The 18,230-nt window shown below is 71.3% G+C and carries 16 protein-coding genes; 9 read left to right on the top strand and 7 right to left on the bottom strand.

Features of this window, described 5'->3' with window-relative positions:
• Positions 1–17: 17 nt before the first annotated feature.
• The 3 genes from ABKW26_RS02415 to ABKW26_RS02425 form a co-directional block, all read right to left on the bottom strand.
• Positions 18–941, bottom strand: coding sequence for an NAD-dependent epimerase/dehydratase family protein (locus ABKW26_RS02415; protein ID WP_348590824.1), 924 nt, complete (start codon positions 939–941; stop codon positions 18–20).
• Positions 941–1,975, bottom strand: a complete 1,035-nt coding sequence (gene gmd / locus ABKW26_RS02420; RefSeq protein ID WP_348590825.1) for a GDP-mannose 4,6-dehydratase — start codon at positions 1,973–1,975, stop codon at positions 941–943. The genes ABKW26_RS02415 and gmd overlap by 1 nt, the downstream gene beginning before the upstream one ends.
• 162 nt (positions 1,976–2,137) lie before the next feature.
• Positions 2,138–2,959, bottom strand: a complete 822-nt coding sequence (locus tag ABKW26_RS02425; protein WP_348590827.1) for a TIGR03089 family protein — start codon at positions 2,957–2,959, stop codon at positions 2,138–2,140.
• A gap of 239 nt (positions 2,960–3,198) precedes the next feature.
• On the opposite strand from ABKW26_RS02425, the gene ABKW26_RS02430 reads away from it, so the two are divergent.
• The 3 genes from ABKW26_RS02430 to ABKW26_RS02440 all read left to right on the top strand — a co-directional run bounded on the left by ABKW26_RS02430 (position 3,199) and on the right by ABKW26_RS02440 (position 8,748).
• Positions 3,199–3,534, top strand: coding sequence for a WhiB family transcriptional regulator (locus tag ABKW26_RS02430; protein ID WP_348590828.1), 336 nt, complete (start codon positions 3,199–3,201; stop codon positions 3,532–3,534).
• 88 nt (positions 3,535–3,622) lie between these two features.
• The gene (locus ABKW26_RS02435; RefSeq protein WP_348590829.1) at positions 3,623–7,003 is read left to right on the top strand and encodes a glycosyltransferase; all 3,381 of its coding nucleotides are present in this window, start codon (positions 3,623–3,625) and stop codon (positions 7,001–7,003) included.
• Positions 7,000–8,748 (top strand): DUF5719 family protein, encoded by a 1,749-nt coding sequence (locus ABKW26_RS02440; RefSeq protein WP_348590830.1) that lies wholly within the window; start codon positions 7,000–7,002, stop codon positions 8,746–8,748. Before ABKW26_RS02435 ends, ABKW26_RS02440 begins: the two co-directional genes overlap by 4 nt.
• A gap of 22 nt (positions 8,749–8,770) precedes the next feature.
• On the opposite strand, the gene ABKW26_RS02445 is transcribed toward ABKW26_RS02440, so the two are convergent.
• Positions 8,771–9,247, bottom strand: coding sequence for a metallopeptidase family protein (locus tag ABKW26_RS02445; RefSeq protein WP_348590831.1), 477 nt, complete (start codon positions 9,245–9,247; stop codon positions 8,771–8,773).
• A gap of 72 nt (positions 9,248–9,319) precedes the next feature.
• On the opposite strand from ABKW26_RS02445, the gene ABKW26_RS02450 reads away from it, so the two are divergent.
• The 5 genes from ABKW26_RS02450 to ABKW26_RS02470 are packed head-to-tail and all read left to right on the top strand — an operon-like array spanning position 9,320 to position 12,745.
• The gene (locus ABKW26_RS02450; RefSeq protein ID WP_348590832.1) at positions 9,320–9,676 is read left to right on the top strand and encodes a DUF3499 domain-containing protein; all 357 of its coding nucleotides are present in this window, start codon (positions 9,320–9,322) and stop codon (positions 9,674–9,676) included.
• A 3-nt stretch (positions 9,677–9,679) separates the two neighbouring features.
• A complete protein-coding gene (locus ABKW26_RS02455; protein WP_348590833.1) occupies positions 9,680–9,964 on the top strand; it encodes a hypothetical protein in 285 nt (94 codons plus the stop codon).
• A gap of 9 nt (positions 9,965–9,973) precedes the next feature.
• Positions 9,974–11,542 (top strand): phosphomannomutase/phosphoglucomutase, encoded by a 1,569-nt coding sequence (locus tag ABKW26_RS02460; RefSeq protein WP_348590834.1) that lies wholly within the window; start codon positions 9,974–9,976, stop codon positions 11,540–11,542.
• Positions 11,539–11,763, top strand: a complete 225-nt coding sequence (locus ABKW26_RS02465) for a hypothetical protein (protein ID WP_348590835.1) — start codon at positions 11,539–11,541, stop codon at positions 11,761–11,763. The genes ABKW26_RS02460 and ABKW26_RS02465 overlap by 4 nt, the downstream gene beginning before the upstream one ends.
• Positions 11,764–11,818: 55 nt before the next feature.
• Positions 11,819–12,745 carry a cation diffusion facilitator family transporter gene (locus ABKW26_RS02470; protein WP_348590836.1) on the top strand — a complete coding sequence of 309 codons (927 nt, stop codon included), beginning with the start codon at positions 11,819–11,821 and terminating at the stop codon, positions 12,743–12,745.
• A gap of 131 nt (positions 12,746–12,876) precedes the next feature.
• On the opposite strand, the gene ABKW26_RS02475 is transcribed toward ABKW26_RS02470, so the two are convergent.
• From ABKW26_RS02475 to ABKW26_RS02485, 3 genes are all read right to left on the bottom strand, one after another.
• On the bottom strand, positions 12,877–13,830 hold the full coding sequence (locus ABKW26_RS02475) for a glycine betaine ABC transporter substrate-binding protein (RefSeq protein ID WP_348590837.1): 954 nt from the start codon (positions 13,828–13,830) through the stop codon (positions 12,877–12,879).
• Positions 13,831–13,903: 73 nt separating this feature from the next.
• Positions 13,904–14,797 (bottom strand): ABC transporter permease subunit, encoded by an 894-nt coding sequence (locus ABKW26_RS02480; protein ID WP_348590838.1) that lies wholly within the window; start codon positions 14,795–14,797, stop codon positions 13,904–13,906.
• On the bottom strand, positions 14,794–16,161 hold the full coding sequence (locus ABKW26_RS02485; RefSeq protein ID WP_348590839.1) for a glycine betaine/L-proline ABC transporter ATP-binding protein: 1,368 nt from the start codon (positions 16,159–16,161) through the stop codon (positions 14,794–14,796). Before ABKW26_RS02485 ends, ABKW26_RS02480 begins: the two co-directional genes overlap by 4 nt.
• Positions 16,162–16,656: 495 nt before the next feature.
• On the opposite strand from ABKW26_RS02485, the gene ahcY reads away from it, so the two are divergent.
• Complete coding sequence (gene ahcY, locus ABKW26_RS02490) at positions 16,657–18,168, top strand: adenosylhomocysteinase (protein WP_348590840.1); 1,512 nt, start codon at positions 16,657–16,659, stop codon at positions 18,166–18,168.
• Positions 18,169–18,230 lie beyond the last annotated feature (62 nt).

Consider the following 18,230-nt stretch of genomic DNA (forward strand, 5'->3'; position numbering starts at 1 on the left):
GCGATGGAGCCTTTCGGTTATGACTGGGTCTCGAGGAACCGCTTGTACGTCGCAGCCATGCCGTCGTGGAGCGACGTCGTCGGCTCCCAGCCCAGGGCGCGCGCTGCGGAGGAGTCGATGAGGCGCCGAGGCACCCCCGCGGGCTTCGTGAGGTCGTGGTCGAACGCACCGGTGTACCCGATGACGTCGCGTGCGGCCTCGTAGTACTCCGTGATCGAGTGGTCCACACCGCACCCGAGGTTGAGCGTCGCGGGCCACGCCTCCAGGGAGCCGACCTGGTCGACGAGGAACGCCGCGAGGTCGCCGGAGTAGGTGAACTCACGGCGCGCGGTGCCGTCGCCCCAGATCTGGACCGTGGGCTCGTTGCGTGCGTGCGCCCCGTGAACCTTGGCGAGAGCCGCCGCGATGAGGTGGGCACCGGAGAGCCCGAAGTGGTCGTAGGGACCATAGAGGTTGGAGGGGACCGCCACGCGGTACGCGAGCCCGTGCTGCTGGCTCGCGTACGCGCACAGCTTCGCGCCCGCGATCTTCGCGACCGCATAGCCCTCGTTGGCGGACTCGAGCGCACCCGTGAGCATGTCCTGCTCCGTGAAGGGGTGCGTGTAGTCCGCCGGGTACACGACCGCGCTGCCGACGTACAGCAGCCTCGGGACGCGCTGCTCGATCGCCGCGCCGATGACGCTCGTGTCGAGGAGCAGGTTGTCGAGAAGGTAGTCGGTGGGTGCGGCGAGCTTCGCCGCGATCCCGCCGACCTTCGCGGCCGCGTGGATCACGACGTCCGGCTGCAGCTCGGCGACGAGTGCCGACGTCGCGTCCCGGTCCCGGAGATCGATGTCCCCGCGGGTTGCGACGACGATCTCGTCGCCGGGGCGCGCCGACGCCCAGGCGTCGCGGATGCTGCGGCCGAGCATCCCGCCGCCGCCGGTGAGGAGTGCCTTCATCAGGAGGTCTGGACCTCGTCGACGTAGCGGCTTCCTTCGGTCTTGAGGGCCTCGATGTCGGCGTCGACCATGATCTGCGCGAGGCGCGGGGTGAGGACCTTGGGCACCCAGCCGAGCAGGTCCGCAGCCTTCGACGGGTCACCGACGAGCGCGTCGACCTCGGTCGGGCGCAGGTAGCGCTCGTCGAACTTCACGTACTTCTCCCACTCCAGGCCGGCGTGCTGGAAGGAGAGCTCGAGGAAGTCCTTCACCGAGTAGTCGGTACCCGTCGCGATGACGAAGTCCTGCGGCTCGTCGTGCTGGAGCATGCGCCACATGCCTTCGACGTACTCGGGCGCGTAGCCCCAGTCGCGACGCGCGTCGAGGTTGCCCATGTAGAGCTCGGACTGCTCGCCGGCCGCGATGCGCGCGACGGCGCGCGTGATCTTGCGGGTGACGAACGTCCCACCACGACGGGGGGACTCGTGGTTGAAGAGGATGCCGTTGCACGCGAAGAGCCCGTAGGCCTCGCGGTAGTTGCGGGTGATCCAGTAGGAGTAGACCTTCGCCACGCCGTAGGGCGAGCGCGGCCAGAACGGCGTGAGCTCGTTCTGCGGCGGCGGGGTCGCGCCGAACATCTCCGAGCTGCTCGCCTGGTAGTAGCGCGTCTCGATCCCTGCTGCGCGGATCGCCTCGAGGAGACGGATGGTGCCGAGGCCCGTGACGTCACCCGTGTACTCGGGCTCGTCGAAGCTCACGCGGACGTGGGACTGCGCACCGAGGTTGTACACCTCGTGCGGCTGGATCTCGTTGAGGAGAGTGACGAGGCGGGAACCGTCGGTGAGGTCGCCGAAGTGCAGGAAGAGCCTGTGGTCCTGCTCCTGCGGGTTCTGGTAGATGTGGTCGATGCGGTCCGTGTTGAACGACGACGACCGCCGGATCAGGCCGTGGACCTCGTAGCCCTTGGAGAGCAGCAGCTCAGCAAGATAGCTGCCGTCCTGACCGGTGATCCCGGTGATGAGGGCCCGCTTGGTCGTGGTCTGCGTCGTTGGCATCTGGGTTCGCTCCGCCTGTGGTCGTGAATGGGTGCTCTGCGTTGCACCTGGGCTCAGCCCGGCGCACAAACACGGACAGCGTACCGAGCGCGGCCGGACAAATGCGAACGCCGACCGGTTCAGGCTCCGGCGCAGGCACCGACGTGGCCGAGGGGCGTCAGGTCACGTCTGCGTGACGCGCTCGGTCGCGACGAGCCGCGCGAGCCGCTCCGGGTCGGCGTCGAGCTCGCGCGCCGTCGTCTGAGCGAGGACGACGACGGACCCGTCGGCGGCCCACACCTGGAGGCAGGTGCGCAGCAGTGCGACTGTCCCGAGCGCACCCTCTGACGTGCGGACGAGCGCGCGCGCGGACGCGGGCGGTGCAGCGTCGTCGGGCGTGCCCGCGAGCGCCCAGGGGAGCAGGTCCCCGTGTGCGACCCGGAGGTCCGAGCGGTCGGGCGTCGGTCCGTTCGGTGCGGGTCCGCTGAGCGCCGTGGCGTCGGTGTCGGTGGGTGTGACGTACCCGAGGGAGTCGGCGTAGGTCATGACGGCCGAGGCTGCGTCGATCGCGCCGGCGGGCAGCTCACCGTCGAACCGGCGGGCGAGAGCGGGCAGCGAGACGGCGACGAGATCGCCGCGGGCGGGCCGCCGGCCGTCGGCTCCCAGCCAGCGTCCGGGGGTGTTGGTGACGACGACGTCGGCAGGTGGCGCAGGTGGTCCTGTCGGGGCGTCCGGCCCGTCGACGACGCGCACCTCGGCGCCCGCCTGCCATGCCGAGAGGGCCCAGACGAGGGTTCGCCAGTGGGGCGGGAGGTCGAGCGCGACGACGGTGCCCGCCTCCGCGTCGAGCTCCTCGACGAGGAGGTTGGTCGTCTTCGACACCCAGTTGACGAGGACGGCGCCGGAGAGCTCGATGCGTTCGCCGTCCGGCCCGTACCAGGTGAGCCGGGGACGGCCCGGGTCGGCTGTGAGGGTACGCAGGACGTCGCGAATCGTTGCAGGCATGGCCCCAGCGTAGACACCGGGACGAGATCGGGACCCCCGTGCAGTTTTCACCCGCTCGAGGGGGCGTAAATAGCACAAGTCCGCTTGACTCCCGCAGATGACACGCGTGTAATTTCACTTGTCGGTTGCGGACATGAACCAGTGCAGAAGTTGTGCAGGTCAGTGAAGATCCGGGCGTCCGTAGGACGTCGAGCTGGTGCGTCACGCAATAATTTCTTACGGCACAGAGGGGAAGCGACATGTGGAACTTGCTCGACGAAGACGGGGTCTTCCCGTCGGATGCGGGACGTTCCGTCGAGGCCCCGCAGACGGGCGCGACGGTCCTTCCCCTGTTCGGCACGATGGACGACGACTCGACCATGGGCTGGCAGGAGCGCTCGCTCTGCGCCCAGACGGACCCTGAGGCGTTCTTCCCGGAGAAGGGTGGATCCACCCGCGAGGCGAAGAAGGTCTGCGTCAGCTGCGAGGTGCGCGTCGAGTGCCTCGAGTACGCGCTCGAGCACGACGAGCGCTTCGGCATCTGGGGCGGACTCTCCGAGCGCGAGCGCCGCAAGCTCAAGCGTCGCGCGATCTGATCCTCGTCCGTCGCCCCGGACCGCGACTCGCCCTGCGCGTCCCGCATGGCAGAGATCGTGCACCCGGTGATGCACTATGGACGACGGTATGACTTCCTCCGACCTGACACCTGCCGCGCCCTCGCTCACTGAGCGCACCCGCGCCGCCTTCGTGACCGTCGTCCTCGTGACACGCGGCACCACGCCCTACCTGCCGCACGCTCTCGACGCCGTCCTCGCGTCGTCGGTCGAGCCGGCAGGTGTGGTCGTGGTCGACGTCTCCACCGACTCGTCCGCGGTGCTCCCGGGAGCGGTCGCGGACCGGGCCACGCTCGTCCGTGCGCCCGGCGCGCGGACCTTCGGGGCCGCAGTCACCGATGCGTTGCGCGTCGTGAGCCCGCCTGTGACGACCCAGTGGATGTGGTTGCTCCACGACGACTCGGCGCCCGAGCCCGACGCCCTGCACCACCTCGTCCGTGCCCTCGAGCACACCTCGTCCGTCGCGGTCGCCGGGGCCAAGCAGGTCCGGTGGCACGAGCCCGACGAGCTCATCGAGGTCGGCTACACGGTGTCCCGCAGCGGCCGCCGCATGACGGGCGTCGAGCCGGGAGAGCTCGACCAGGGTCAGCACGACTCGCGCGAGGACGTCCTCGCGGTCGGTCTCGCCGGCGCTCTCGTGCGGCGCAGCGTCTGGGACGAGCTGGGCGGCACCGACCCGACCTACGGCATCTACGGCGACGGGCTGGACCTGTGCCGCCGCGCCCGGCTGGCCGGGCACCGCGTCATCGTCGTCCCGAGCGCGATCGTGCTGCACGCGCAGGCGGGCCTCACCGGTCTGCGCGACGGGCAGCCGGCGGACGACTCCACCTCGGAGGCGCCGAGCGCCGCCGAGGACCAGGCAGACGCCGTCGACCCGACCTTCGGTGCGCGGCTGCGCTCACAGCTGTACTTCCTCGGCACGAGCATCCCGGGCTGGATGCTGCCCTTCTTCCTCGTCGGTTCGGTCCTTGCGGGGCCGGTCAGGGCGCTCTACCGGATCGCCGTGAAGCAGCCCGGTCATGCGGTCGACGAGCTGTGGAGCCCGCTGTGGCTCCTCGCCCGGACGGGTCGGATCCTCTCCGCGCGGCGAGCGGCGGCTGCCACGTCCGTCGCGCCCCGGAGCCTGCTCACCCCGCTCATGGCGACCACGCGCGACGTGCTCGAAGGGCACCGCGACCGGCGCCTCGCGCTGGCCGCGCTCCGCAAGGCGGCGCACGCTCCGAACGAGCTCGACCGTGCCGAGATCCGCTCGGCTGCTCGACGTCGCGCCGCAGGCCTCGGTGCGGTCCTCCTCACGGCGCTCGTCGTGACGGTGGTCGCTCTCGGTCCGGTGCTCGGAACGCTCGTCGACGGCGGACGGATCGTCGGCGGGGCGATGTTCCCCGCCGGTGGCGGGTTCGCGGACCTCTGGCAGGCGATGACGGGCGGCTGGATCCGTGACGGTCTGGGAGCGTCGGCGCCCGCCGACCCGTTGCTCACCGCGCTCGCACCAGCGACGGTCCTCGCCGGTGGCGACCTCCAGCTGGCGGTGAACGCGCTCCTCGTCGCGATGCTCGTCCTCGCCGGTGCCGGAGCGTGGTTCGCGGCGGGAGCTGCGACGCGCTCCGTCCCCATCCGCCTCTGGGCCGGACTCGTGTGGGTCGCCGCTCCGGCGCTCCTCGTCGGGGTCGGCGACGGCCGCCTCGGCGCCGTGCTCGCGCACGCCGCGCTGCCGTGGCTCGCGCTGTCCCTCGCCCGCGCTCTCGGGGTCCAGGCGACCGACTCCTGGGGTGTCCTGCGGATGCGGTCGGCGGAGCGGACCGAGCAGCGGCTGCGGGAGAAGACACAACAGCGGCTCGCGCAGCGCGCCGCGGACCGGCGCGGGACCACCGGCATCCACGTCGGTCGGGTGAGAGTGCAGTCCCAGCCGACCGCTCCGGCGCGTCCTCGCGGCTCGGTGGCGGCACTCGGTGCGGCCGGCCTGACCTTCGCGATCGTCGTCGCCGGGGCGCCCGTCCTCCTCGTGCCGGGCCTCGTCGCGCTCCTCGTCGTGGCCGTCGCCGCACCCCGCCACGGCCGGTACGTCCTGTCCGTCCCGCTGCCCGCGCTCGTGCTCGTCGGCCCGCTCCTCGTGCGCGCCGTCGTCACGTGGTCGAGCGGGGGATGGCGCATCCTCCTCGGCGACCCCGGGCTGCCGCTCGCCTCCGACGCGGCACCTGCCTGGCAGCAGCTCCTCGCGCTCCCCGTGGCACCGGCACCGCTCTTCACGGCGGACGGTGCGTGGGGCGCCGTGGGCGAGTACGGCCCCTACGCGCTGGGCGTCACCGTGCTCGTCACCGCGCTCGTCGGTCTGCTCCGCAGCGGGACGCGGGGTGCCGCTGCGCGCGTCCTGTGGTGCATCGTCCCGCTCGGTCTCGCCACCGCGGTGGTCTCCGCAGCGACCGTCGTCGACGGCGGCGACTCCTTCGCCGTGACCGGGTGGGCCGGGTCAGGGTCGTCCCTCATGCTCCTCGCCCTGCTCGGTGCCGGTGTCCTCGGGATCGACGGCCTGGGCGCGAAGGCGATGACCTACACCTTCGGGTGGCGTCAGGTCGGGATCGGGCTGCTCGCCGTCGTCATCGGGCTCGTCCCGGTGGCGACCCTCGCCGCCTGGAGCGGGGCCGCGCGCACGGACGACTCTCCCGTCGCCCTGCAGTCCCTGGACCGTGCGATCGTGCCGGCGGTCGGCCAGCAGCTCCAGACCTCCGGCCGGCAGGCCCGCGTGCTCGTGCTCGAGACCGCCGAGGACGGCTCGGTCGCCTACCAGCTGCTCCACGACGACGGCCCGCAGCTCACCGACTCCTCGACCGTCGTCAACGTCTCACGGCTGGTCGGGCGCCCCGACCAGGCCGCCGAGCTCGTCGCCGCCGTCGCGTCCGGGGCAGAGGCCGACCAGGCCGGTGCGCTCGCCGAGCTCGGCGTGGGCGCCGTGCTCGTGCCGCCGTCCGACGCCCTCGAGCGCGCGCAGCTCGTCGGCCGGATCGACACGGTCGTCGGGCTCCAGCGGATCACCGAGAACGAGTCGGGCACGATCTGGCGCGTGATGCCGACCGATGCGCTCGACGAGGCCGTCCAGCCGGCCTGGGCGCGCATCTACGCACCCGACCCCGACGGCACGCTCGTCGTCCAGCAGTCCGTCGACGCGGGACGGCTCTCGGTCGACACGACGGTGCCGGCCGGCGAGGCCGACCGCGTCCTCGTCCTTGCGGAGAACGAGGCGCCGGGCTGGTCCGCGCGGCTCGACGGCGTCCCTCTCCGCTCGCTCGACGACGACGGTCGACAGGCGTTCGCTCTCGGCGGCGAGGGCGGCCATCTCGTCGTCGGCTACGAGCGCGCGAGCAGGACCCCCTGGATCGTCCTGCAGGGGGTCGTCCTCGTCGTCTTCGCGCTGCTCGCCCTGCCCGTGAGACGACGACGTGGAGGTGGGCGATGACCGTCCAACCAGCAGGTGAGAAGACGACACGGTCGTCCCGGCGCGGGACTGTGCGTCGCATCGTCGCCACGGCCCTCGTGCTCGGTGCGACGGCGGCGGTCGCCGTCGTCGGCTCGGACGTCGCCGCCCAGGACGAGGCGATAGCTGCACCCGGGACGGCGGTCGCGCTCGGTGCGCGCTCGACGACCCTCGTGTGCCCGGGTCCGGTCGCGCTCTCCGACCCGGGGTCGACGAACGACGAGGGCTTCAGCTCCACCCCGGTCGAGACGCGCACCTCGCTGCGCACGACCGTCGTGGGCGACGGGCTCTCGGCGGCTCTCGTGCCCTTCACGGGGACGGACGAGGACGACGCCACGCCGGTCCAGACGGTCGACGGCGCGACCCCCAGCGCGCAGAGCTCGATCGACGACCTCGACGACGCCCTCGTCCTGCGGACGTCCGCCGGCGATGGCGGCTCCGGCGGCACGGAGTCGGGTCTCGTCGCGGCGAGCGTGGCGTCGGCCACCAGCGCCGGAGACCTCCAGGGGGTCGCGGCCGCGGGGTGCCAGGCCCCGGGGATCAGCCAGTGGCTGGTCGGCGGGAGCACCGAGCTCGGCACGAGCACACGGCTCGTCCTCCAGAACCCGAGCCGCACGCCTGCGACCGTGACGATCACGGTGTGGGGTGCCGGGGGCGAGCTCGATCTCGCCGGACCGGCGACCTACCTCGTGCCCCCCTCGAGCCAGGTGTCGACCCTCCTCGAGGGGCTCGCGGCCGAGCAGCGCCGGATCGCCGTGCACGTCAGCTCCACCGGTGCGCTCGTCACCGCGTACCTGCAGCACAACGTCCTCGACGGGCTCACCCCGCGCGGCGTGGACTTCGTCGTCCCCGGTGACGAGCCGGCGACCGCGCAGACCCTCGTCGGGCTGGCGGTCGAGGCGTCGGACATCAGCGACGCGGGTGTCGCCTCCCTGCGCCTCCTCGTGCCGGGCGACGCCGCGGGAACGGCATCGATCCGCGTCCTCGGCGCCGACGGCCAGCACGTCCTGCGCGGCGCCGAGACGGTCGACCTCGCCGCCGGTGAGGTCACCGACGTCTCGCTCTCCGGCCTGCCTGCCGGACGCTACAGCGTCGTCGTGCAGTCCGACGTGCCTGTCGTGGCGGGCGCCCAGACGACACGGACCGGCGCCGCGGACCCTGGTCAGCCGCTCGTGGGCACCCCGCAGGACCGCGCGTGGGTCCCTGCACGGCACGTCGGTTCGCCGGAGCCGAGGGTGGTCGCGCTCCCCGCCCGGACAGCCGGCGTCGCGGTCATCACAGCGCTGCCCGCTGCCCTCGACGGGGCCGACCTGTTCGCGTCCGACGTCCCGATCGTCTACGCGGCAGGCGAAGACCTCCCGGAGGACGCCGAGCTGCCCGACGTGACCGACCCGGTCGCCGACGAGTGGGTCACCGAGCGCCGTGGGGAGCTGCGCCTCTACGGCGTCGACGGCCAGCTCCTCGGCACCGAGACCATCGAGCTCGCGGTGGGACAGACCGTAGCGGTGGACCTCTCGGTTCTCGCTGACGGCGAGGTCGTCGCAGCGGTGGCCGTCGTCCCCGACAGCGCGACAGGCGGACCCGCGCTCACCCTCGACTGGACCGTGGCCGTCACTGCGGCCGGGGTCTCCGGTGCCTCCGCGGTGATCGTGCCTGCACGGCCTGACACCACCGGTTCCGAGGTGCTCGTCCGAAGGTCACCCGCTGTCGGGCTGACGACCGACTGACGCGCCCGTCGGACGGCCGTGGTCAGCCGTGGTCGCGGAACTGCGGGTCGATCTCCTCAGGGGAGCGCGAGAGCAGGTGCGCCACCTGCTCCACGACCACGTCGCGCACGAGCTCGGCGAGGTCTCCGGCGTCCACCGCACGGCTCTCGACGGGGCGTCGGTAGACCAGCACGCGACCGGGCTGACCCGACTCGGCCGGGAAGTACCGCCCCATCGGCACCCCACCGTGCTCCCACGGCGCTGGATCCGACGGCGGGACGTCCTCCACCGCGAACTCCGTCCCCGCGAGCTCCCGCCCCCAGGCCTTCTCGAGACGCTCCACGGTGGCCAGGACGTGCTCGTCGAACCGCTCCGCACGGGTGCGGTACGAGGGGAGGTTCGTCGGCACGAGAGGGCCGCGCAGGCCGCGACCGCGCCGGTCACGGCGGCTGCGTCGCACCGCGCCCCGGGACGACGGCCCGAGGGCGCCGGGCCCCGACGGGGAGAGTGACTCGTCCATGGCTCGAACTCTAGCCGCGGATGCGGCGTGGGAGTGCGGCGAACCCCGCTGCGCGCGGTACCGTCATCTCTTGTGAGATCAGTCCGTCAGTGCTCCCGAACCGCTTGCGCGCGTGCCGCAGTGGCCACCCTCACCTACGTGTACTCGGACTCGACCGCAGTCCTCGGTCCGCTGGCCTACATGGCCGAGCCGCACAGCTACGACCTCTGCGAGATCCACTCCGACCGCCTGACGGCCCCGCGCGGCTGGGAGGTCGTGCGCCTGACCCCTGCCTTCGCCGAGGCCGGCCCGACCCCGGACGACCTCGTGGCACTCGCTGACGCGGTGCGCGAGGCCGGCCGGCCGAAGCACCTCGCCGACCCAGAGCCCGTCCAGCACGGCGAGGTCGCGCGGCGCGGACACCTCCGCATCCTCAAGGGAGACGGCTGACGCATGGCGGGTCCCGGCAAGCCCGCGCGACGACGCCGTGCCGAACCTGCACCTGAGATCCCGCTCGGGTCTCTGAGCCAGCGGCGCACGGACGTGGGCGGGCCGGCATCCTGCCCCGCGTGCTCGTCCGTGTCGCTGACCAGGCTGTCCTTGCCGAACGCGGCCGGGACCGCCGCCGTCTTCGTCTCCTGCCACGACTGCGAGCGCTCCGGGTGGTTCGCGTCCGACGACGGACGTGAGCTCTCCCGCGGCGAGGTCCTGGGACACGACGGACCCGACGCCCAGTAGGCTCATCGCATGGAATCGACCTCTTCTGACGTCACGAGCGCGACGGCCCCGTCCCCGTGGGACCTCTCGGCGCTCATCAAGTCCTACGACGTGCGGGGCGTCGTCCCTGAGCCGTTCAGCCCCACGGTCGCCGAGGCGATCGGCGCGGCGTTCGCGACCGTCGTGGTGATCCCCGACGCCGGTGACGCTGCCGATGCGACGCCTCCTGGGCTCGACGCCCTCGACGGTCCCGCCGAGGGTGCTGCGACCGTGACCACCCCCCGTCCCCGCGTGGTCATCGGCCACGACATGCGCGAGTCGGGCCCGGAGCTCGTCGCTGCGTTCGCCCGTGGCCTGACCGCGGCAGGCATCGACGTGGTCCTCATCGGGCTGTGCTCGACCGACGGTCTCTACTACGCGTCGGGTGCCCTCGGTGTGCCGGGCGCGATGTTCACCGCCAGCCACAACCCTGCCGAGTACAACGGCATCAAGCTCTGCCGCAGCGGCGCCCGTCCGGTGGGTCAGGACACGGGGCTCGCCCGGGTGCGCGAGCTCGCCGAGCAGTACCTCACGTACGGTCTCCCCGGTCCGGCGACCCAGCTCGGCCAGCTCACGGAGCGGGACATGCTCGCGGACTACGCGGCGTTCCTGCGCGGTCTCGTCGACATCTCGGGTATCCGCCCCCTCAAGGTCGTCGTCGATGCGGGGAACGGCATGGGCGGCCACACGGTCCCCGCCGTCCTCGGCACGGGCGCCGGGCTGCCCGAGCTCCCGCTCGAGATCGTCCCCCTGTACTTCGAGCTCGACGGTTCGTTCCCCAACCACGAGGCGAACCCGCTCGAGCCCGCGAACCTCCTCGACCTGCAGGCCGCCGTCGTCGAGCACGGTGCCGACATCGGCATCGCGTTCGACGGTGACGCGGACCGCTGCTTCGTCATCGACGAGCTCGGTGCGCCGGTCAGCCCGTCGGCGATCACGGCTCTCGTGGGTCTGCGTGAGGTCGCCCGCGAGCAGGCCGCGGGTCGCAAGCCGACGATCATCCACAACCTCATCACGTCGGCCGCCGTCCCGGACCTCATGCGGGCCGCGGGCGCGCAGGTGGTCCGTACCCGGGTGGGTCACTCGTTCATCAAGGCGCAGATGGCCGAGCACGACGCCGTCTTCGGCGGCGAGCACAGCGCGCACTACTACTTCCGCGACTTCTTCTTCGCGGACACCGGGATGCTCGCCGCCCTCCACGTGCTCGCGGCGCTCGGCGAGCAGCCGCACCCGCTCTCGGGTCTCGCGGAGGTCTACGAGCCCTACACGTCGAGCGGTGAGCTGAACTCCCGCGTGGACGACGTGCCTGCGGCCCGTGCGCGCGTCGTCCAGGCGTATGTCGAGCAGCAGGGTGCCGGACCGGTCACGGTCGACGAGCTCGACGGCCTGACGATCTCCCACTGGGACTCCCAGCCGCAGTGGTGGTTCAACCTGCGGGCGTCGAACACGGAGCCGCTGCTGCGGCTCAACGTCGAGGCGGCCGACGAGGACATCATGGTGAAGGTGCGCGACGACGTGCTCGCTCTCGTCCGCGCCGCCGACGCGGAGAAGAACGCATGAGCGGTCCCACCGCTGCAGCGGGGCCCCTGCACGCGATCGACCCGTGGGTCCGGGCGATCCTGCGCTGCCCGGCGACGGGCGCCGAGCTCGTCGACGGCTGGGGCCCGAACGGTGAGGCCGAGCTCCACTCCACTGCCGAGGAGGGCGCGCTCGCGTACCCTGTCCGCGACGGCATCCCTGTTCTCCTCGTGGACGACGCACGGCCGCTGTCGCGACTCTGACTGCTGAGGGGTGCCCCCTCGGCACGTCCCCCTCTTCTGCAGACCTGGAGCACGCATGTCAGCCCACGGTGGGTCCAAGGCGATCATCGCCGCTCTCGTCGCGAACCTCGGTATCGCGGTCACGAAGTTCATCGCGTACTTCCTCACGCAGTCGTCCTCCATGCTCGCCGAGGGAGTCCACTCTCTCGCGGACTCCGGGAACCAGGCGCTCCTTCTCCTCGGCGGCAAGCGTGCGCGGCGCGAGGCGGACGAGCGGCACCCGTTCGGCTACGGCCGTGAGCGGTACATCTACGCGTTCATCGTGTCGATCGTGCTGTTCAGCGTGGGTGGGCTCTTCGCGCTCTACGAGGCGTACCACAAGTGGTCGGAGCCGCACGGGATCGAGTCCTGGCACTGGGTCCCGGTGACGGTTCTCGTCGCTGCGATCGCCATGGAGAGCTTCTCGTTCCGCACCGCGATCGTCGAGTCCAACCTCGTCCGTGGGAAGCAGACGTGGGTGCAGTTCGTCCGTACCGCGAAGGCGCCGGAGCTCCCCGTGGTCCTGCTCGAGGATCTCGGCGCGCTCGTCGGTCTCGTCCTCGCCCTCGGCGGTGTGAGCATGACCCTCGTGACCGGCGACGGCCGCTGGGACGCGGCGGGGACGGCATGCATCGGTGTGCTGCTCGTCGTCATCGCGATCGTCCTGGCGCTCGAGACGAAGTCGCTGCTGCTCGGGGAGTCGGCGACGAAGGTCCAGGTCGACGCCATCGAGGCGGCGCTCGTCGGACCGGGCGTCCCGTCGGTCATCCACCTCAAGACGTTGCACCTCGGGCCCGAGGAGCTGCTCGTCGCGGCGAAGATCGAGGTGGACGTCCGCGAGGGCGCGGCCCAGATCGCCGACGCGATCGACGAGGCGGAGGCCCGGGTCCGTGCCGCCGTGCCGATCGCGAAGCGGATCTACCTCGAGCCGGACCTGCGGGACACGGTCGCGCCGCTCCGCTGAGCCGCGCGTCCCGAGCGGTCTGGCGACCACCGCGCTGCACGACATCTCCGCACGACGCCGCAGAACGAACGCTGGCCGGGTACCTCCTCACGGAGGTACCCGGCCAGCGTCGTCGTGCAGGTCTGCTTGCGTCAGGAAGCGTCCGCTGCAGCCTTGAGGTCGTCGACGAACGTGGGGTTCGCCTCGAGCCACTCGTCGACGGAGGCGTCGTTGTCCGAGCCCTCGTTCTCGTTGAACATGATGTTCTCGAGCGAGAAGAGCTGCTCGTCGGTGAGCTCGAAGGCTGCGATCCAGGACGCGAGCGTCGGGTAGTCCTCGGTGAAGCCGGTGCGGCCGACCGAGTTGATCTCCTCGGCCTCGCCCATGGCTCCCTCGGGGTCCTCGAGGTCACGGATCGGGAAGGCGTCGTACGCCCAGTGCGGTGCCCACAGGGTCACGGCGACGTTCTCGCCGGCGTCCGTGGCGCCCTTCAGCTCGGCGAGCATCGCCGGGGTGGAGGAGATGACGAACTCCATGTCCTCGAGCCCGTAGGTGGGGATGGCCTCGTCCTGCGTGATGCCCGTGAGGCCGGCTCCGGCCTCGATGCCGACGAGGCGGTTGCCGAACGCGTCGGCGTTCTCGGCCAGCTCGGCCAGCGAGGTGATGGGGGAGTCCTCGTTGACGGCGATGGTCAGCTTGGCGTTGGTGTACCAGGCGCCGAGCTGCTCCATGTCGTCGCCGTACTGGTCGAGGTAGTCGGCGTGCGTGTTCGGGAGCCACATGTCGAAGTTCACGTCGTAGTCACCGCCGGTGAGGCCGGTGTAGACGACGCCGGCGTCGGCGGTGCCCGTCTCGACGGTGTAGCCCTCGTCCTCGAGGATCGCCTTGAACAGGTGGGAGACGGCGATGCCCTCGTCCCACCCGGAGTGGATGCCGATCGTGACCTCGGCGAGGTCACCGTTCTCGACGGTCGCGGCGGTCTCGGTGTCGCTCGAGTCCGAGGAGTCGGACGAGCACGCCGCGAGGGCGAGCGTCAGGGCGACGCCCGTGACGAGGGCGGTCGAGCGACGGGTCGTGCGGGAGAGCTGTGCAGTGCGGTTGGACATCTGTTCCTTCCTGAGGGTGCCGGCCCGGATGGCCGAACACCGTGGGGGTGGAGAGGTGGTGCTGTGCTGTCCGTCAGGCCGCCGCGGTGGCGAGGGCCTTGGAGACGGGGGATCGGGCCGCGAGCGCGGACGTCACGCGGTCGAGGAAGATGGCGAGGATGACGACGGCGAGCCCGGCCTCGAAGCCGAGGGCGACATCCACGCGGGCCAGTGCGGCGACGACGTCGCCACCGAGACCGCCCGCTCCGACGAGGCCGGAGATGACGACCATCGAGAGCGAGAGCATGATGACCTGGTTGATGCCGGCCATGATCGTCGGCATCGCCAGCGGGAGCTGGATCTGGCGCAGGATGCGTCGCTCGCTGGCGCCGAAGGCGTGACCGGCCTCGACGACCTCCTTGTCGACTCCGCGGATGCCGAGCTCGGTGAAGCGGACCCCGGGGGCGAGCGCGAACACGATGGTCGCGACGATCCCGGGGACCACGCCGGTGCGGAAGATGACGACGGTCGGGATGAGGTAGACGAAGGCGGGCATCGTCTGCATGAAGTCGAGGACGGGGCGCAAGGTCTTCGAGACGGCGTCGTTGCGCGCTGCCCAGATGCCGAGCGGGATGCCGATGACGAGCGCGATGCCGCTCGCGAGCAGGACGAGGGAGAGGGTGTCCGTCGCGTTCTCCCACTGGTCGACGGCCGCAATGACCATGAAGCCGACGAGGGAGACGAGGGCGAGCTTCCACCCCTTGGCGAGGAAGGCGAGCGCGGCGAGGACCAGCGCGACGGCCCAGAACGGGGGACCGCTGAGGACCAGGTCGAGGAGGTCGTACGCGCCGACGAGGACGGTCTTGATCTGGTCGAAGACGATGTCGAAGGTCGCGGTCATCCAGTCGACGGACGCGTCGACCGCGTCGCCGAGCTCGATGCGCGGGATGCCGGAGCCGCCCGTGTCGGCGGCGATGACGGTGCTCATGACTGTGCTCCCTGGGTCGTCGCGACGGTGAGGTCGGCTGGGTCGGTCGTGTCGGTGGGGGTGCCGTCCGCGACGGCGGTGCTCTCCGTGCCCGCGGCGTCCGAGGTGCTCTCGGAGGGGTCCGTGGTCGGCGGGACCATGGCCTCGAGCAGAGCGACGCGGGGGATGGCGCCGACGAGGCGGCCGCTCGCGTCGGTGACGGGGACAGGGAGGGCCGACTCGGCCGACGGCGCGAAGATCTCGGCGAGCGAGGTGTCGTGGAGGACGGCCGTGACGTCGTCGCGGACGAGGGTGTCGAGGCTCGTGACGCCGTTGCGCTGGGCAGTGACGACCTCGTGGTCGTAGACCACGCCGCACAGCTTGCGTGCACGGTCGATGACGTACGCGGCGGACACCTGTGCCTCACGCATGGTGTGCAGGGCGAGGCGGGGGCCGCTGCTCAGCGGTACGACCGCGGCGGGCCGGCGCATGACGGACGCTGCCGTGAGGACGCGGGTCCGGTCGACGTCGGCGACGAACTGCGCGACGTAGTCGTTGGCCGGGTCGGAGAGGATCTCTTCGCTCGTGCCGATCTGCACGATGCGGCCGTCGCGCATGACGGCGATCCGGTCGCCGAGGAACATCGCCTCGTTGAGGTCGTGGGTGATGAAGACGATCGTCTTGCCCAGCTTGTGCTGGATCTCGACGAGCTGCTCCTGCATCTCTCGGCGGATGAGCGGGTCGAGCGCCGAGAAGGCCTCGTCCATGAGGAGGATGTCGGTGTCCGCGGCGAGGGCGCGGGCGAGCCCGACGCGCTGACGCATCCCGCCGGAGAGCTCGGAGGGCAGGCGCTGCTCCCAGCCGGCGAGCCCGACGAGCTCGAGGGCCGTCATCGCCTTGGCGATGCGCTCGTCCCGGGCCATGCCCTGGATCTCCAGCGGGTAGGCGGCGTTGTCGAGGACGCTGCGGTGGGGCAGCAGCGCGTAGTGCTGGAAGACCATGCTCACGTTGTGCTGGCGGATCGTGCGCAGCTCCTTGCCGGACGCTTTCGCGAGGTCCACGCCGCCGATGCGGACGCTGCCGGCCGTGGGCTTCCACAGTCCGTTGAGCATGCGGATGAGGGTGGACTTCCCGGACCCGGAGAGCCCCATGACGACGAAGATCTCGCCGGCGGCCACCTCGAAGGTCGTGTCGATGACGGCTGCGGTCCCGTGGGACCGCACGTCGTCGCGGGACGCGCCGCCACGAAGGCCCTTGACGGCCTCGTGCGGTCGGCGGCCGAAGACCTTGTAGACGCCCTCGACCTCGACCACGTTCGCCGGGGAAGCCGCGGGGGTGTCCGCGGCGGCGTCGGCCGGGTGGTCGTCGAGGTGTCGTTCGGGCATCGAGGTGTCACTGCGTTCGGGGGGCATGCACGTCTCCGTTCAGGTGCCCCGCTCTGGGGCGTTCGCCGTGGTTCACGGCTGCTGACCCGCTCTCGGCGGGGCCGGCTGCAAGGACCCGCGCACTCTCGGGTGCGCCGGGGACCAGGCTGTCGGGCTCCGTGCGGAACCCAGCGTGCGGCGGTCGTGATGCACGCAGCGGATCCGTACGTCGGGGCTCGGACAGGCCGGTCAGGGCTGGTCGGTCTTCTCCACCATGCCTCATTCATGGCGAGATTGCGACTAAATCAGCGTCCGGGTGCTCGCATCGAGTCCAATTCTTTACCGAACGGGGTCGACATGACCAGCAATGGAGCGTTTTCCCTCGCATTTCGGTGTTCTTGATCACAAGGTGCCCCGCGAGGGTGGAATGCACCTCTCAGCCTGTGGAGGCCTCGGAGTCCGCCGGAGCGGCCGAGTAGGCTGGGACGGACCCCGTCACAGCGATCTCGGAGCACCATGTCAGCGCAGAGCACGCACGCCTTCAGCGAAGTTCCCGGCACGTACAAGGTCCGCGACCTCTCGCTGGCGGAGTCCGGTCGTCACCAGATCCGGCTCGCCGAGCACGAGATGCCAGGGCTCATGGCCCTGCGCGCCGAGTACGGCGAGGAGCAGCCGCTCGCGGGCGCCCGCATCGCCGGCTCGCTGCACATGACCGTCCAGACGGCCGTGCTCATCGAGACGCTCACCGCTCTCGGTGCCGAGGTGCGGTGGGCGTCGTGCAACATCTTCTCGACGCAGGACGAGGCCGCCGCGGCGATCGTCGTGGGCCCGCACGGCACCCCCGAGGACCCGCAGGGGGTCCCGGTCTTCGCCTGGAAGGGCGAGACTCTCGAGGAGTACTGGGAGTGCGCCGAGCAGATCCTCGTCTGGCCCGCCGACGAGGGCGACGACGCGGAGTACCGCGGCCCGAACCTCATCCTCGACGACGGCGGTGACGCCACCCTTCTCGTCCACGAAGGTCTCGCCTACGAGCGCGTCGGTGCCGTCCCCGCGGACACGCGTCCCGGCGAGCCCGACCACTCCGACGAGAACAACGTGGTCCGCGCGCTCCTGCGCCGCGTCCTCCAGGAGGACCCGCTGCGCTGGTCCGCCATCGCGGAGAACATCCTCGGTGTCACGGAGGAGACGACGACCGGTGTGCACCGTCTCTACCAGCTCGCCGAGGCCGGTCAGCTGCTCTTCCCCGCGATCAACGTCAACGACTCGGTGACCAAGAGCAAGTTCGACAACAAGTACGGCATCCGCCACTCCCTCCCCGACGGCATCAACCGTGCCACGGACGTCCTCATGGGCGGGAAGGTCGCCTTCGTCGCCGGCTACGGCGACGTCGGCAAGGGCGCGGCAGAGGCGTTCCGCGGACAGGGCGCGCGCGTCATCGTCTCCGAGATCGACCCCATCTGCGCGCTCCAGGCAGCGATGGACGGCTACCAGGTCGCCCGCATCGAGGACGTCCTCGACCAGGCCGACTTCTTCATCACGACGACGGGCAACAAGGACGTCATCACGGCCGAGCACCTGTCCGCGATGAAGAACAAGGCGATCGTCGGCAACATCGGCCACTTCGACAACGAGATCGACATGGCGGGCCTCGCGGGCCTCCCCGGCGTCACGCGCACGGAGATCAAGCCTCAGGTGCACGAGTGGACCTTCGAGTCGGGCACGTCGATCATCGTGCTGTCGGAGGGACGCCTGCTCAACCTCGGCAACGCGACGGGCCACCCGTCCTTCGTCATGAGCAACTCGTTCTCCAACCAGGTCATCGGTCAGATCGAGCTCTTCACCAAGGACGGGACGGACGAGGCGTACCCCACGGCCGTGCACCGCCTGCCGAAGATCCTCGACGAGAAGGTCGCACGCCTGCACCTCGACGCCCTCGGCGTCCGTCTCACCGAGCTGAGCAAGAGCCAGGCGGACTACCTCGGCATCGACGCCGCCGGACCCTACAAGGCGGAGCACTACCGCTACTGAGACCGGAGCGGGGGGGGGGGGGGGGGGGGGGGGGGGGGGGGGGGGGGGGGGGGGGGGGGGGG

Source organism: Sanguibacter sp. 25GB23B1, assembly GCF_040012415.1.
GTDB lineage: Bacteria > Actinomycetota > Actinomycetes > Actinomycetales > Cellulomonadaceae > Sanguibacter.